Genomic DNA, 15,048 nt, shown 5'->3' with positions numbered 1-15,048 from the left:
CGTCGTCAGATCAGCGGTTGCGCCAGGATGTAGTCGTGTTCGATCGAACCGTTCAGGTCGAATGTCTTCACGCCCACCCGCGTGAAACCCATCTTCGCGTAGAAGCGTTGCGCACGTTCGTTTTCCTGGTTGACGCCGAGCCACGCCGCCACGCTTCCCCGGTCACGGGCCAGGTGCAGGGCGGCGCGCATCAGCTCATGTGAGGGGCCGGATGTCCGTCCCTGCGCGTGATGTGCTTGCGCCACATACATCTTCGATATCTCGGTGACCGGCCGCGCCGTCACGACGGCGACGACGTCGGGATGTGTCGGTGCCGTGTGAAGTATCAGGGTGTACCCGACGATCTGTCCGTCGACCCCGTCGCGTGCCACCAGCACGTCGCTGTCCGCGCTGCTTATGTGGTGCGCGAAGTCGGCGGGCTGCAGATGGTCCCGGATGTGTGCGGCGATGTCGTCGGGTGTCGAATGGGGTGGGCAGGCCAGCGGGAACGTGGCGGCGGCGATCGTCGCCACGTCGTGCGCGTGACGCACATCCGAAAGGATCTCGACCAGGGTGGACACCGGCATATGCGCAGACTACGCCGCCGAATTCGGTCGCTGTCGCGTGACCACACCGCCGCCCAGGGACCGGCGCCACGCCATGTGCTTCGGGCCAAACGTCCTGTGGGCTGAGGATCTCGGGCCCTTGTGGCCGCCGACGACGCGCGGTCGGATGGATCTGTGAGCCACCGAACCGTCGCCGATGTGATGACCACGGATGTTCTGTGTGTCCCGATCGACGCGAGTTTCAAAACGGTCGTGTCGTTGCTGGCCGAGCGACGCGTCGGAGGCGCTCCGGTGATCGACGTCGCCGGGCGCGTCGTCGGAATGATCTCCGAAGGGGACCTGATCACCGAGCAGGCCGGAACCGTCCGGCACGGATGGCGCGGGTTCGCTGCGACCCGCCTCGGCCGCGGTAGTCGAGAGCGATCGAACTCGCGCACGGTCGGCGACGTGATGACATCAGGCGTCATCACCGTGACCGCCGATGCCACGGTGCGGCAGGCTGCGGTTCTGCTGGCCCGGAACAGCATCAAACGTCTACCCGTCGTGGACGATGAGAGCCGTCCGATCGGAATCGTCTCGCGCAAGGACGTCCTGAGCGTCTATCTCCGCTCGGATTCCGCTCTGGCCGACGACATCCGCTCGACCGTGCTCGAGCAGGCGATGTGGATGGACCCCGCGTCCATCGACGTGGAGGTGACCGACGGCGTGGTCAGCTTTCGCGGGACTGTCGAGCGGCAGAGCATGATCGCGATCATCGATCACCTCACCCGGGCGGTCGACGGTGTCGTCGATGTCGTCCTCGATCTCGATGCACGGCTCGACGACCGGCATGTGCCGCCGCCACCGCTTGAGGTCACCGGCATCCTGCACCTTCCGCACCACACCGACCGATGAGCGCGGTCGTCGACCGTAGCGGCCTCGACACGCTGATCGAGGTGCTGTGGTCACGCGGCTACGAGGTCATCGGCCCGACCGTGACCGACGACGCGATCGCGCTCGGCCGACTGGACACCGGCGCGGCGCTGCCCGACGGGTGGGGAGTGTCGACCGCGCCGGGCTCCTACCGATTGCGGCGCCGTGATGACGGCGCCGTCTTCGCGCATTCGGCGGGGCCACAGTCGTGGAAGAAGTATCTTCATCCTCCGCACCGGCAATTGGCCGCGATCGACAGGGACGGCGGGTGGCACGAGCCCACGGGCCCCGACCCGCGGTACGCGTTCGTCGGGGTACGCGCCTGCGATCTCGCGGCGATCCGGGTCCTGCGCGAGGTTCTGTGCCGCGGTGGCCATCCGGACGGCTCCGCCGCACGCAGATTTCGGCAACTGTTCGTGGTCGCCGCCAACTGCACCGAACCCGGCGAGGTCTGTTTCTGCTCCTCCATGGGTACCGGTCCCGGAGCTGACCGCGGCTACGACCTGGCGCTCACCGAACGGATCGACGACCAGGGGCATCGATTCCTGGTCGACGTCGGCAGCGACGACGGCTCGGACGTCCTGGTCGAGGTCGAGCATCGTGGCGCGGCGGCCGCCGAGGTCGACGACGCCCGAGAAGCGGTACGCGAGGCGGCGCGGCGGATGGGCCGGCGGATGCCCGACGTCGACCTGCGCGACCTGCTGCGCGAGGCACGCGACTCGGACGTCTGGGGCGAAGTCGCAGACCGGTGCCTCACCTGCGGCAACTGCACCATGGTCTGCCCAACCTGCTTCTGCACCACGGTCGAGGACCACACCGACCTGACCGGTGACCATGCGGAGCGATGGCAGCACTGGTCATCCTGCTTCGAGCCCGACTTCTCCCACGTGCACGGCGGCAACGTCCGAGGCTCAGGTGAAAGCCGCTATCGGCAATGGATTTCGCACAAGCTGGGCACCTGGCACGATCAGTTCGGCAGCTCCGGGTGCGTCGGGTGCGGGCGCTGCATCGACTGGTGTCCGGTCGGGATCGACATCACCGAGGAAGCCGCTCGACTCACCGACGCGGTCGGCCGGGCGCAACCGGACCGCCGGTCGCCGCCATGAACGGCGCCGCCCACGCCGCGCCGGCCCCGCTGCCGCCCCCGGATCTCGCCCGGCTACTCGGCCTCGGCCGCCCCGTGACGATCGAATCCGGCACGCTGATGTTCGCGGAAGGACAAGCCGCGCAAATGCTCTGGATTCTGCACAGCGGTCGCGTCGCACTGGTGGCCGGCCACCCGGGGCGTGGTGAGCTCGTCGTCGAGACGCTCGGCGCCGGGGACCTACTCGGTGTCTCCGGGCTGACCCGACACCCCTCGTTCCACTACGGAGCCCGCGCCATGGAGCGGACCGAGGCGACGCTGATCGACGTGGACGACCTTCGGGCACTGATCCGAGCCGACTCCGAGTTCGGCGCCGCGATGACCGATCTCCTCGTGGAGACGCTGCTGGAACGCCTGCAGTCGGCGCGTGCGCGCCTGCTCGACCTGTACGGAGAGCCGACATGAGCGGCGGACCGGCGACGGGCACGATGGTGCCCACGCCGTATCGGGTGGACGAGCGCACGGTCGAGACGGCTGACACCGCCACCCTCACGCTGGAACCGGTCGCCCGGGCGCTGCCGCCGTTCGAACCAGGGCAGTTCATGATGCTGTACGCGTTCGGGGTCGGTGAGGTCGCGGTGTCCTGTAGCGGTGATCCGAGTGCGCCCGGAGGTACCGCGATGCACACGATCCGCGGCGTCGGGGCGGTCAGCAGTGCGCTCCGTGATGCGGGACCCGGCACGGTCATCGGGATGCGCGGACCCTTCGGCACCGACTGGAACCTGTCGGACTGCGTTGGGCGCGACCTGCTCATCGTCGCCGGCGGGGTCGGGCTCGCGGCGGTGCGCGCCGCGGTCATGGCGGCGGTCGGGCAGCGAGACCGCTACCGACGGATCATGCTCGTCGTCGGAGCCCGCACCCCCGAACAGATCCTGTACCGGAGCGGTGCGTCCCGGAATCAGGCAACTCGTTTCGGCGTCCGCTCCACCGGATACGGGCCACCTATCTGCGTGACACACCACTAGCGTCTACCGTATGGCCATCAAACTCGAGAACGTCGGCATCGCTGTAGAGGACCTCGAAGCGACAATCGCCTTTTTCACCGACTTGGGTCTCACAGTCGTCGGACGTGACACGGTCAGCGGCGAATGGACCGACACCGCCGTGGGACTCGACGGCAACCACGCCAAGATCGCGATGCTGCAGACCCCCGACGGCATTGGTCGTCTCGAGCTCTTCGAGTACATCCATCCTGACGCGATCGAGACGACCCCGACGCTTCCGAACGAGATCGGCATGCACCGCGTCGCCTTCTCCGTCGACGACATCGACCAGGCTCTGGACGTCGCCGCGAAACATGGCTGCCATCCGCTCCGCGGCGTGGCCAACTACCAGGACATCTACAAACTCACCTATGTGCGTGGTCCCAGCGGGATCATCGTGATGCTCGCAGAAGAGCTGACGAAGGACTGACGTCTGATCCGTGCCATCGTCCGGTCGGGTTCGGAGACGATCGCCACCGAGCGTCAGTTCGGTGCGGCGGGCCGATCACGTATCGCGGCGGCGGCCGCCGCCCGAGACCGGACGCCCAGCTTGGATCGAGCGTTGGCCACATGCCGGTGCACGGTGTGTGGACTCAACGTGAGTCGTCGCGCGATCTCCACATCGGTCAACCCCTGTGCGACCAGCTCGAGGACCTCGCGTTCGCGGTCGGTGACCTCCCCGCGGCCGATGTCGCCGGGCCGGCGTGGCACCGGATGGCCGAGCCCGGACACAGTCGCATCGGCGACGGCCTCGGCATCGCCACGCCACGGGAAATGGTCGTCGCCGGGTAGTTCGACCAGGACCGCTCGGCGCACCCGTCGCGCGACGTCGACACCGAGCGCCAACGGGACCGCGCGGTCGCTGCGGCGGTGGATCACCACTGTCGGAACCGTCACAGCGGCCAGGTGTTCCGTCGCATCGAGGGCATAGCTGGCCGCGAGCGACGCTGCCGCCTGATCGGCGGTGGCAGACTGACGCTGAAATCGTGCGAACCGTTCCCGTTCGGTGCTGCTCGCCCCCGGGAGGAAGACGTCGGCCAACAGTCGCGACCCGAGGCCCCAGTGTGCTGCGACGGCCTCCACCATTGCGCGGCGGGCACTCTCGGGGGCGATGTCGGCGCCTCGGGCATACGCCCCGTACAGGACGAGATGGTGCACACGTCGGGGCATGCGGGCCGCGAGGCCGGCAGCGGCCGCGCCGCCCGACGAGCCGCCGAGGAGGCCGAAGCGGTCGAACTGCAGTGCGTCGACGAGTTCGGTCATCACCTCGACCTCGCCGTCGAGGTCGAGTGGCTGTCCGTCCCCGGGACCCGACGCGCCGCGACCGGGCTGGTCGTATCGGATCACGGTGAAATGCTCGGCCAGGCGACTCATGTACCCGCGGAACAGCGGGTCCGCCCAATTGAGAGCGAGGTGGCTGCACCACCATCCGCCGACGAGCAGCGGCGGTCCGTTCCCGATCTCGGAGTACGCGATGTCGCCGGCCGTGGTCGTGAGGTGGCGGATGAGTTGATCCTCGGCTCGGAGCATCGGCGTTCTCCCGTCACATGGCCGATTCGGGCCATTCACGGATGGCACTGACCGGCCATGTTCACGCGCTGTGATGAGGCGATGCTGACGGACATGACAACAAACAGTCTCGATCAACGCTTCTTCGCCAAATGGTATCCCCTGTTCATGAGTCGTGTGGAGAGGTCGGGTCAGGCCGCCATCCGGGCGGACAACCTCTCCCGTGCACACGGCAGGACGCTCGAGATCGGCGTCGGGAACGGGTTCTCCGTCTCGCACTATCCCGAGGCCGAGCTCGAGGAACTCGTGCTCATCGAACCGAATCCGGCGATGCGGGCACGGTTGGCAGAGCGCGACCTGCCCGCAGTGCCGGTGACCATCCGTGACGGCGACGCGCACTCGCTGGACTATCCCGACGCCTCGTTCGACACCGTGACCGCATCGCTGCTGTTCTGCTCGGTGGCCGATCCGGCGCGCGTGCTCGCCGAGGTGCATCGCGTGCTGCGGGTGGGCGGCGTGTTCCTCTTTCACGAGCACGTCCGCGGCACCGGTGTGCGCGCAGTGGTGCAGGACATCCTGACCCCTGTGCAGCGGCGGCTCGCGGATGGCTGCCACGCAAACCGGGACTTCGAGGGCGAACTGCGGGCGAGTGCACTCCATGTCGATGAGATCCGCCACCTCCGTATGCCGACCCTCATGCCCACGATCGTCCCGCTCGTCGTGGGTAGTGCCCGAAGGACCTGATCGATGTGAACGCGTCCATTCGGGCTCGCTCGGAATCGACGACACGAACTGTGGCCAAAGTTGCGCGTGATGACCGGCTGTCAGTGATACTGCACCGGTGATGCGTATCAAGCGGACCACCGTCTCCGTCGTATCAGTAGTGGTGGCCGTCGCGGGTCTGATGGTCTCGGTACCAGGCAGCAGTGGTGCGGCGCCGTCGTCCGGCTGGCGGTACACGATGGTGGCGTTCAGCAGCGCCAGCGACCGCGACATGGACGTCTACCAGTCGCCGGACGGCACCACGTTCCAGCTCGTCCGAAAGTCGGCCTATCGGCCGCCATCGGGGCGCGTGCGCGACGCCAGCATCTTCCGGAACACGGACGGCTGGTACTACCTCACCTATACGACGGTCGACGGCGCGAACATCGGCTTCGCACGCAGCCGTGACCGCGTCACCTGGACGTTCATCGAGAACTGGCCGGTCCCGTTCTGCTGCGCCTTTCTGCCGGGCACCGGGGACGGTAAGGGCCTCGGCTCGTCGAGCGGGCCGGGCTCCTCCGGCTCGGCCGGATCCAGCGACGGCCCGTCGCTCTCACCTTTCACCACCAAAGCCTGGGCACCCGAATGGTTTGTGGACGGCGGGCGAGTCAACGTCATCTTGTCGATGTCGACCGGCGGTGGCTTTGTGCCGTATCTGATGACGGCACTCACGCCCGATCTCCGGCTCTGGAGCCCGCCCGTTCCGCTCGCGGGCATCGGTGCGGACCACATCGACACGACGGTGGTCAAGGTCGGCGCGACCTATCACGCGTTCACCAAGAACGAGACGAAGAAGCTCATCGAGCACGCTGTCGCACTGTCGCCGGCCGGACCATATCGATTTGTCCCGCCGGGGAATTGGGGCTCCCACGTGGAGGGCCCGGCGGTGATCCAGTTGCCGAACGGAACGTGGCGGATGTACCTCGACGCCTACACCAGAGGAAAGTATGTGTACTCCGACAGCCGGGACGGGTTGCGCACCTGGTCATCGGTGAAAGAGCTTCCCGGCCTGTCCGGAAAGGTGCGACACGTCGGCGTGATGCGTGAGCCGGCGTGACCTCAGCTCACGATCCCTGAGGAGGTCCGGAGCCTGGCGGAGGGCCGTCACGACGGGCCCTTCGTGACGCATCCTCGCAAGCTCGGAGGCTCCTCAGGGGGCGGGGATGATGATGAGCTCGCGTCACCTCACCTCAGGGGGCGGGGATGATGGTGAGCTCGCGTCACCTCACCTCAGGGGGCGGGGATGATGGTGAGCTCGCGTCACCTCACCTCAGGGGCGGGGATGATGGTCACCTCGCCTCACCTCAGGGGTGTTGGCGGGGCTCGGGTCATCTCACCTCACTCAGGGGATCTTTGGCGGGCCCGCCATCTCGCCTAACCCAGGGTGATTTGGCGGGCTCGTGGCTCAAAAACCGGCGCTGTCCAGCGCGCCGCCCGGTCAGCCGAGGTAGGTCGACTCGAAGACGAGGTCCTTGATGAGTTTCTGATACTCGGCGTGCGTCTCGTGTTCCCGGGTGTGCCAGTTCACGCCTTCCTGCCGGCGCATGAAGTCCCGATACTCCGGGGCGCCAGGATATTTCACGTTGTCGGCGACGACGACCGACCCGGGGTGCAGCCAACTCTGTGCCAGGATTCGGTGCAGGTCGGGCAGATACTCGCTCTTCTCGTGGTCGATGAACACGAAATCGAGTGTTCCGGGCGTGAATCCGTGGTCGTCGCATAGCGCGGTGATGGTCTTTCCGTCGTCGCTCAGCGTTCCGACGACGACGACGATGCGCTCGCCGATACCCGCGTGATCCCAGATTCGTCGCGCGACCTCTGCATTCGCCGCATTGAACTCGATCGAGTACAGAACGGCATCGGCGGGCATCGCCCGTGCGATGCGCAGCGCGCTGTATCCGCAGTAGGTGCCGAGTTCCAGCAGTCGATGCGGATGTGCAACGGACACCGCGTCGTCGAGCAGCTTCCCCTTTTCGTCGCCGACATTGATCAGATACTGCTTGCTGTAGCAATATTCGTCGATCGCCCGGATGGCGTCGTCGATGTCACCCTGGCGTGCGTGCTCGCAGACATAGTCGGCCAGCGCGGCTTCGCGACCGTCGCCGACCTGCCAGAATGCGCCCATGTGGCGTAGCGAGAAGATGAACCGCACAAACGACCACCGCAGGAACAGGACCGGTTTGCCCATCGATTCGTTGGCAGCGACCGCCAGGCCCAACGCGGTGATGCCGGCCAGCGCCAACCGAGCCAGTCGCCGCCTGAACAGGCTGGGCCGACGGACGGTCAACAGGATCGACGAGGCGAGCGACACCATGATCGCGACGATCGTCGCGGAGTACCTGGTCATGAATCCTTCTGTGTTCGAGCCGGCGGCCGAATCCTCACCGTGGGCCATCATCGGCGCCGGTTCAGTTCGGCGTCGAGGAGCGGTCCGATGACGGCGAGCGCCTCGGGATTGGTCATCTGGGCGTGTGTCACGTCGACCGTGTGCTCGATGATCTGTCCGGTGACGTACGGCCGCCACATCTCGCTGGTGAGGGCGCCGGTGACGCCCCTGGTTGCCGAGAAGTACATCAGGTCCCCGTCATGTCGGGCCGGCCGATAGGTTGCGGACATCCCGACGCAGTCGACGTATCCCTGGTGCAGGCCTTCGAGCTGCGCGCGGGTCAGTCCTCGACCTGGTCCGGTGGTGTGGGCGAGGAGGTCTACCGCTCCGTCGAGTGACAGTGGCCGCGTATCGGGAGTCTCCGACTCGTTGCCCTCCAGGTGGGTGATCAGATCGCGCACGGTCGGCGGTTGCGGCGGCGGTGTCCCGTCTCCGAATGCCACGGTGTCGAGCATGATCACCAGATCGACGTCGAGCCCGTCGGCGCGCAGCGCGATGGCCAGCGCGTGGGCGAGTTGCCCGCCCAGAGACCAGCCCAGCAGGTGATATGGCCCGTACGGTTGCACCCGCGTCAGTTCACGTCGGTAGATGTCGGCCAGCTCCTCGACGGTGCGGCATCGATGCGCCCCCGGTCCGATCGTCGGCGACTGCAGGCCGTAGATCGGCCGGTCGCCGACAAAGGACACCAACCCCGTATAACACCAGGACAACGGCACGGCCGAGGGCAGACAGATCAGCGGTGTGCCAGAACCGTTGGCGCGTAACGGAAGAATCGTATCCAGGGCCGAATTGCCCACGACAACATCGTGGTCTGCGCCGATCGCCGCCGCCTCGATGGCGGAGGACAGGGTTTCCACGGTCGGGGTGAACAGCAATGACATCGCGACGGTCGTGCCGGTCTGCTCCGACAGCCGCTGACACAACTCGACGCCAAGCAGGGAGTTGCCGCCGAGTTCGAAGAAGTTGTCGTCCAAACCGATCTGCGACTGCCCGGTGACCTCGGCGATCGCATTCGCCACCGTGTGTTCGACGGCGGAGGTCGGAGCCCGGAAAACAGGGCGCGCCAGTGTCTGCGGGTCCGGCAACGCGGACCGGTCGGCCTTGCCGCTGCTCGGGTTGATGGGTATCTCGGGCAACACCACCACCATCGCCGGAATCATGGCGGGCGGCAGGACCTTCCGTAGCCGTGTCAGCACCGCTGTGCGGTCGATGGTCTCCTCGTCCACCGCGACGATGTAGCCGATCAATCGATCACCGAGCTTTTCCGACGTCCACATCCGCACCACGGCCTGATCGACCGCTTCGTCGGCAGCGAGCGCCCGCTCGACCTCTGATGGTTCGATGCGCTGGCCCCGCAACGAGATCTGGACATCGCTGCGTCCGAGGTACTCCAGGGTGCCGTCCGGCCGCTCACGCACGACATCGCCGGTGCGGTACATCCTGCTGCCCTCGGGCCCGTACGGATTCGCCACAAAACATTGCGCGGTCATGGCGGGTCGGCCCAGATACCCTCGCGCCAGGGCATCGCCGGCGAGATAGAGTTCACCGCGCGCACCACGCGGCGCCGGCCGTAGCCGGGCATCGAGTACGCACAACTGCACACCCGGCAGCGCTCCGCCGATCGTGACGATCTCCGAATCCGGATCGAGCGCATCGGTCTGGGTGACCACTACGGTCGCCTCGGTCGGCCCGTACGAATTGAACATGTCGGCCTTGCGAGCCCAGTGCGCGGCCACCGCGGGCGGGCACTTGTCACCGCCGACTGCCACGACCTGCAGCGACGGCAGGCGATCCGATTCCAGAGTGGTGAGAATGGTTGGTGTCACCAGCAGGTGCGTGACCGCATGGTCTTCGAGGACCCGCGAGAGGCGTTCCCCGGCAACGATGTCCGGTGCCGGGACCACCAGTTCCGCCCCTGCCGCGAAGGCGGAGAAGTACTCGAGCATCGACGCGTCGCAAAAGGGAGAATGTGATTGGGCCACAACTGATTCCGTGCTGATCCGGTAACGGGCCACCAGATCGTCGCTCAGCGTCGCCAGGCCTTCGTGAGTGCTCAGCACACCCTTGGGCTCTCCGGTGGACCCGGAGGTGTAGATCAGGTAGGCCGGGTGGGCGGCACGCAGTGGTCGTGTCCGGTCCGCGTCGGTCACCGCGGTGACCGGGCGTGACGCGGCGGCAGAGGTGAACTCGTCACCATCCACGACAAGCCAATCCAGACCGGGCGTGCCCAGCGATGCGAGCCGGCTGCTGGTGGTGAGTCCCAGAGTCGCCCGCGAATCGGCGAGCAGTTTCGACACCCGCTCCGGTGGTCCACTCGGGTCCACCGGGAAGAACACCGCACCGGCCCGGGCAACCGCCCACAACGCCGTGATCGCCTGCAATGACCTCGGCAACGCCACCGCGACCACGACTTCCGGGCCCGCTCCGTGTGCGATCAGCTCGCGCGCCCACTGGGCGCTGCGCTCATCGAGTTCGCGATAGGTCACCGGCCCCTCTCGCCCGCGCATCGCTATCCCGTCACCGGTGCCGACACCGGCCGCCAGCAACTCGGGGAGCAGCCGCTGTCGGCGCTCGTGGCGGTGTGTCGCGATGGTTCGTGCGCCCGCGATGACATCGAACAGCTTCTGTTCGCCGGACGCCGGCAGGATGCGGGACAGGCAGGTCATGAACTGCGCCAGATATCGTTCGAGTTCGTCCGCGCTGTACAGAGCCGGGTTGGCGAAGAAGTCGATGTTGAGGGGCCCGGAGCCGAATCGATAGCAGTTGATCGTCACATCATCGACGGGCCCGGCCGAGATCAGGTGCGCCCGACCGTGCGCCGCGCCGAACTCGATGTGGTCGGGAAACGTCAGGACGTTGATCAGCGGGCCGTAGCCGTTGCGCCCCGCCAGACCCACACCGAGGTCGCGGAGCAGGTCCTCGTGTCGGTACAGCTGATGGCGCAAGGCGCCGATCACATTCAGGCGGATCTGCCGCACCAGCTGGTCGAGGGTGCTCCCGGCGACGTCGCGCACCCGCAACGGCACCACGTTGGAGACCATACCGGCAGATCGCCGCAGCTCGGATGTGGTGCGAGCGGCAACCGGCAGCGACACCGTGATGTCGGTGTCCCCGGTCATCTGCGCGAGGAAAGCGGTCACAGTGGCGACCAGGACCTCGGCGATGCCGGTGCCCGCCCGGGCGGCTGTGGCATCGACCTGCGCCATCGCGCCCGCATCGATGGTCGTATGGGCGACATGCGGGTACGCCGACGGCGCAGCGTACCGATCGCTCAGTCGAGTCACGTGATTCAGGCCGGCGAGATTCTTTCCCCAATACTCGCGGTCCTTCGCGAATCGCGGCGAGGACCGGTATCGGCGATCGGCCTCCACGATGTCGGTCAATGCCATCGCCCGGCACGGTGGTGTGGGCATGTTGTTGTTTGCGGCCGAATACAATTCGGCGGTCCGCGCCAGCAACTGACCCGCCCCGTAGCCGTCGACCGCGATGTGATGGCTGCGTCCGTAGCACAGGTATCGATCGGGCCCGAGGGCGAACATCACGGCCTTGTTGACGTCGTCACCCAGTAGGTCGGTGCCGCGCTGCTGGTCGTGGTTCATCCACGCGCGCGCGGCGTGCTCGGGATCGGGGTGATCGCGCAGGTCGATGCGGTCGTATCCGGTGTCCACGTCCTGGTCCAGGTACTGGCGCGGTTGGCCCCCGGACGTCGCGAATCGCACGTGGGGCGACTGCAGTTCGCGACCGGCCTGGCGGGTGCAATGCTCGAGTAATCCGGAGTCGATGGGTCCCCGGAGTTCGATGTATTGAGAGATCGAGAACGGCACCGTCGGGTGAAGTTGTTGGGCCAGCCACAATTCCGACTGTGCTGCCGACAAATCGAACATGTCCGTGGTCGGTGCCACGGCGTGGTGTCGACGCATGGTGCTCGAGAGATCTACCAACACAATTCCTTACGGTTCTCGACAGCGACGGTGTCGCGAATGCCGACCAGGCCGGCCACGACCGTTCGCGATGTCACAGGCGGACGTTGGTCGTGAGAAAACGCCTTACCTCGTCCATCATGTACTCGGCCGAGTCGGCGACGTAGAGGATGGGCTGGCAGATGCCGTCATCGATGTCGCTGGACAGGACATCCTCGACCCGGAAATCCCGCAGCTCTGCATGAGCGAAAGACTCCATCTCGGCGACCGACGACAGGATCGCGGCACCGTACGCTCGCGGGTGACCATTCTCGACGACCAGGCCGACCTCCATGGTGAACCAGAACATCCGTGCGATCGCCGTGCGCAACTCCGCGGAGTCGGCCTCGTTGGTTGCTCGTCCGAACCAGCGATACAGCTCTGCGAACTCCGGATCGCCCAGCATCACAGCGTGTCCGACCAGTTCGTGGATGACGTCTGGTTCGGGCGAAAACGCTTGTTCGGCAACGGGGCGCATATCCGGGGTCGCGTGGAGGATGCCCTGTGCCAGGGGTCCGTAAAAAAGCCGACCCGGAAGGCTTCCGATGGCCGGCGCGAGTTCGAAGCCGGTCAACGACCGCAGCGTGCGTGAGACCTCGCCGAGTTGCGGTACGCGGCTCGCGGGCAGCCGCACCCGGCCCGCGGCGGCCCGATAATGCGCGCAGCCGAACTGCTCATGCATATCGCGCAGCGTCGAGAAGACACGCGCCCACATCGCATCCTCATCGCTGCTGTAGACGAATTCGGGCAAGGGCTGCCCCGGGCGATACGCGACGGAAACGCGCTCACGCTGGGTGCGGACATCGGGATCAACCGTCATCGCAATGTGTCCTTCCTCGCGCTGCGTGTGCGGCGCAGGTCATCACCGCTCGAATCGATACGTCTGACTCTGAGTTATCCTCTGATTGCCGTGGTCCTGCCGATCTCGTGCATCATCAGCGTAGGTCGTACACGGGCCGGCGCGCTCAGATCGAGACCGGTCCGAAGACGCGTCCGGATCTGTCGGCCCGATGGTCTCGGGTGGAGCATTGTCGCCGGATCGCTCGTCCGCGCACCATCGCGGTCGGACGCCCTCGTGCGAGGCGGGCCCGGTGCGCGAACGGCGGGAGGGGCAACGGTCTGGGTCCTCATGAATGGTCCAACAGCCCCATCACATCCACTTGTGCAAGGTTTCGCATCGATCGCCAACGGCAGCTCCCTGGTCAGAAACGTCGCCCACCGGTTCGACCCTGCGCTGGATCGTCGTGCTCCCAGTCGGTGGAGTAGCTGGCCCGACCCGCCAACACCAACACATATTCGCGTTCTTGTCAGCAACTGCTGATGCCGTGTCCGTGCGACGGACAGCACCGACCTTGATCCTACGCGTTGCAGGGTCGGTGTCCGCTAACCTACTACAAGAACGGTAGCAGTTCCGGAATCCCGGTAGAGTGCTGGACACGCCGCCGGTCGTTTCGCCAGGTGGCTCCACGGCACAATCGGGGGATCGACGAATGAAGCGACGGCGATCCGGTGAACTCGAGAACGAGGTGATCCGCGTCCTCGGTGGCAGCGACTGGATGTCGGTTGCGCAAGTGTCTGCAGGGCTGTCGAAACCGTTGGCCCACACCACCGTTATGACCGCATTGGTGCGATTGACCGAAAAGGGATTGGTGAGCCGGGAACGTCGAGGTCGTGCCTTCAACTACCGGCTCAATGCACCGGTGGAGTCGTTGCCGGCATTGCGTGCTGCCCTCCGGATGCGCAGCGCACTGGACGAGCGGGCCAACCGCGCCGATGTGCTGGCCAACTTCGTTGCGACACTCGATTCTGACGACGAGGCGATCTTGGCACGCTTGCTCACCGCCGACACGGACCAGAGTGAGGACCGCGGATGAGTTTTGCCCTCACGGTGGCCGCGCCCTGGGTGCTGTTGGTCATCTGTGTCGCGCTGGCGCCGTGGCTCGAGCGTGCGCTGACGCCCCACGCTTTCACCGTCGCCGTTCCCGGGACGATCGCCGCGCTGGCAATCGCCACTGCCACATCGGTGACCGCACTGGCCGCTGTCGCGCTCGCATCGAACTCGGTGCCGGCTCGGATCCTGGGTGCCACCCTGGTGGGTGTCGTCGCCTGGCGCCTCGCGGTGTTGGCCCGACACGCGCAACGTGTCCGGGCCGGCCGTCGCGCCAATGCGTTGTTCGAACATGCTGTGCCGCATGGCAGCGACCTGCTCGTCATCGACGATCCGGAACCGGACGCCTTCGCTGCCCCTACCCGTAACGGCGTCGTCGTGATCACGGCCGGGATGTGCCGGGCATTGCACGCGGACGAGCTGTCGGCGCTGATCCGCCACGAACGCGCACATCTGCGTCACCGGCATTACGCATGGATTCAGTTGTGCGAGTGCGCAGCACGGATCAACCCGATCGCCATACCGATCACACGCACGGTCCGTCACGCGGCCGAGCGCCACGCCGACGAGGTCGCGGCGATGGCCGGCCCCGGTCCGCTTGTCCGTGCGTTGGCCCGTGCCTCGCTCGCACAGTCGGCACACCGTCGATCATCGAACGCAGGCGCGCTGCACAGCAGCGGCGGAAGCGTCGTACAGCGGGTTCGGGCACTCACCGAGCCATCGCCCTCACCGACACCCAAGCGTGCGTTGGCCGCTCTCGCGATGGTCGCACTTGTCACCGTCGCCCTGACCGTGGCCCTCGGTGACGTGGTCGAGGACTGTGTGACACCCGAGCCCGGAGAGCCCGCGACTGCGGTCTTCCGTTGATTCGCCTGCGAGCGTGTCGCATCGGAACTCGAATCCGCGACACATGACGCTGGATCAGACCAGATCATGGCCTCTTCAAGCGAATTGAGTGTT

Annotated in this window: 13 protein-coding genes and 1 pseudogene; 9 read left to right on the top strand and 5 right to left on the bottom strand. The window is 66.5% G+C overall.

Annotation, left to right across the window (positions count from 1 at the left end):
• Positions 1-5: 5 nt before the first annotated feature.
• Positions 6-566: a GNAT family N-acetyltransferase gene (locus tag AC4AMJ_RS12175; RefSeq protein WP_489894867.1), complete on the bottom strand. Its 561-nt coding sequence runs from the start codon at positions 564-566 to the stop codon at positions 6-8.
• A gap of 153 nt (positions 567-719) precedes the next feature.
• Between AC4AMJ_RS12175 and AC4AMJ_RS12170 the strand changes: the two genes are divergently transcribed.
• From AC4AMJ_RS12170 to AC4AMJ_RS12150, 5 genes and pseudogenes are all read left to right on the top strand, one after another.
• The gene (locus AC4AMJ_RS12170) at positions 720-1,439 is read left to right on the top strand and encodes a CBS domain-containing protein (RefSeq protein WP_489918160.1); all 720 of its coding nucleotides are present in this window, start codon (positions 720-722) and stop codon (positions 1,437-1,439) included.
• Positions 1,436-2,563: a 4Fe-4S dicluster domain-containing protein gene (locus AC4AMJ_RS12165; protein WP_489918159.1), complete on the top strand. Its 1,128-nt coding sequence runs from the start codon at positions 1,436-1,438 to the stop codon at positions 2,561-2,563. The genes AC4AMJ_RS12170 and AC4AMJ_RS12165 overlap by 4 nt, the downstream gene beginning before the upstream one ends.
• On the top strand, positions 2,560-3,006 hold the full coding sequence (locus AC4AMJ_RS12160) for a Crp/Fnr family transcriptional regulator (RefSeq protein ID WP_489918158.1): 447 nt from the start codon (positions 2,560-2,562) through the stop codon (positions 3,004-3,006). The genes AC4AMJ_RS12165 and AC4AMJ_RS12160 overlap by 4 nt, the downstream gene beginning before the upstream one ends.
• A gap of 23 nt (positions 3,007-3,029) precedes the next feature.
• Positions 3,030-3,506 (top strand): annotated as a pseudogene (locus AC4AMJ_RS12155) (ferredoxin reductase domain-containing protein); the annotation flags it as partial.
• A 70-nt stretch (positions 3,507-3,576) separates the two neighbouring features.
• Positions 3,577-4,014 (top strand): VOC family protein, encoded by a 438-nt coding sequence (locus AC4AMJ_RS12150; protein WP_489896493.1) that lies wholly within the window; start codon positions 3,577-3,579, stop codon positions 4,012-4,014.
• A gap of 53 nt (positions 4,015-4,067) precedes the next feature.
• Here AC4AMJ_RS12150 and AC4AMJ_RS12145 read toward each other — a convergent pair whose 3' ends face one another.
• Positions 4,068-5,114: an alpha/beta fold hydrolase gene (locus AC4AMJ_RS12145; protein ID WP_489918157.1), complete on the bottom strand. Its 1,047-nt coding sequence runs from the start codon at positions 5,112-5,114 to the stop codon at positions 4,068-4,070.
• A 93-nt stretch (positions 5,115-5,207) separates the two neighbouring features.
• Between AC4AMJ_RS12145 and AC4AMJ_RS12140 the strand changes: the two genes are divergently transcribed.
• Together AC4AMJ_RS12140 and AC4AMJ_RS12135 are read left to right on the top strand one after the other, a co-directional pair.
• Positions 5,208-5,837 (top strand): class I SAM-dependent methyltransferase, encoded by a 630-nt coding sequence (locus AC4AMJ_RS12140; protein WP_489896491.1) that lies wholly within the window; start codon positions 5,208-5,210, stop codon positions 5,835-5,837.
• Between the two features lie 100 nt (positions 5,838-5,937).
• Complete coding sequence (locus tag AC4AMJ_RS12135) at positions 5,938-6,912, top strand: glycoside hydrolase family protein (protein WP_489918419.1); 975 nt, start codon at positions 5,938-5,940, stop codon at positions 6,910-6,912.
• Positions 6,913-7,293: 381 nt separating this feature from the next.
• On the opposite strand, the gene AC4AMJ_RS12130 is transcribed toward AC4AMJ_RS12135, so the two are convergent.
• From AC4AMJ_RS12130 to AC4AMJ_RS12120, 3 genes are all read right to left on the bottom strand, one after another.
• Complete coding sequence (locus AC4AMJ_RS12130; RefSeq protein WP_489900974.1) at positions 7,294-8,043, bottom strand: O-methyltransferase; 750 nt, start codon at positions 8,041-8,043, stop codon at positions 7,294-7,296.
• Between the two features lie 206 nt (positions 8,044-8,249).
• Positions 8,250-12,143 carry an amino acid adenylation domain-containing protein gene (locus tag AC4AMJ_RS12125; RefSeq protein ID WP_489918156.1) on the bottom strand — a complete coding sequence of 1,298 codons (3,894 nt, stop codon included), beginning with the start codon at positions 12,141-12,143 and terminating at the stop codon, positions 8,250-8,252.
• A 112-nt stretch (positions 12,144-12,255) separates the two neighbouring features.
• Positions 12,256-13,020 (bottom strand): amino acid hydroxylase, encoded by a 765-nt coding sequence (locus AC4AMJ_RS12120; RefSeq protein WP_489918155.1) that lies wholly within the window; start codon positions 13,018-13,020, stop codon positions 12,256-12,258.
• Between the two features lie 670 nt (positions 13,021-13,690).
• Here AC4AMJ_RS12120 and AC4AMJ_RS12115 point away from each other — a divergent pair.
• Positions 13,691-14,074: a BlaI/MecI/CopY family transcriptional regulator gene (locus AC4AMJ_RS12115; protein ID WP_489896487.1), complete on the top strand. Its 384-nt coding sequence runs from the start codon at positions 13,691-13,693 to the stop codon at positions 14,072-14,074.
• Positions 14,071-14,955, top strand: coding sequence for a M56 family metallopeptidase (locus AC4AMJ_RS12110; protein ID WP_489896486.1), 885 nt, complete (start codon positions 14,071-14,073; stop codon positions 14,953-14,955). Before AC4AMJ_RS12115 ends, AC4AMJ_RS12110 begins: the two co-directional genes overlap by 4 nt.
• The last annotated feature ends 93 nt before the right edge of the window (positions 14,956-15,048 follow it).

The sequence above is a fragment of the Gordonia sp. LMA484 genome (assembly GCF_058129505.1).
Note: the sequence above shows the minus strand (reverse complement) of the source record. Positions and strands in the feature narration are given on the sequence as shown.

Excerpts from the sequence above, each read along its gene's own strand:
- AC4AMJ_RS12175 (WP_489894867.1), bottom strand. The coding sequence starts at position 566 with ATGCCGGTGTCCACCCTGGTCGAGATCCTTTCGGATGTGCGTCACGCG.
- AC4AMJ_RS12165 (WP_489918159.1), top strand. The coding sequence starts at position 1,436 with ATGAGCGCGGTCGTCGACCGTAGCGGCCTCGACACGCTGATCGAGGTG.
- AC4AMJ_RS12160 (WP_489918158.1), top strand. The coding sequence starts at position 2,560 with ATGAACGGCGCCGCCCACGCCGCGCCGGCCCCGCTGCCGCCCCCGGAT.
- AC4AMJ_RS12150 (WP_489896493.1), top strand. The coding sequence starts at position 3,577 with ATGGCCATCAAACTCGAGAACGTCGGCATCGCTGTAGAGGACCTCGAA.
- AC4AMJ_RS12145 (WP_489918157.1), bottom strand. The coding sequence starts at position 5,114 with ATGCTCCGAGCCGAGGATCAACTCATCCGCCACCTCACGACCACGGCC.
- AC4AMJ_RS12140 (WP_489896491.1), top strand. The coding sequence starts at position 5,208 with ATGACAACAAACAGTCTCGATCAACGCTTCTTCGCCAAATGGTATCCC.
- AC4AMJ_RS12135 (WP_489918419.1), top strand. The coding sequence starts at position 5,938 with ATGCGTATCAAGCGGACCACCGTCTCCGTCGTATCAGTAGTGGTGGCC.
- AC4AMJ_RS12130 (WP_489900974.1), bottom strand. The coding sequence starts at position 8,043 with ATGGGCAAACCGGTCCTGTTCCTGCGGTGGTCGTTTGTGCGGTTCATC.
- AC4AMJ_RS12120 (WP_489918155.1), bottom strand. The coding sequence starts at position 13,020 with ATGACGGTTGATCCCGATGTCCGCACCCAGCGTGAGCGCGTTTCCGTC.
- AC4AMJ_RS12115 (WP_489896487.1), top strand. The coding sequence starts at position 13,691 with ATGAAGCGACGGCGATCCGGTGAACTCGAGAACGAGGTGATCCGCGTC.
- AC4AMJ_RS12110 (WP_489896486.1), top strand. The coding sequence starts at position 14,071 with ATGAGTTTTGCCCTCACGGTGGCCGCGCCCTGGGTGCTGTTGGTCATC.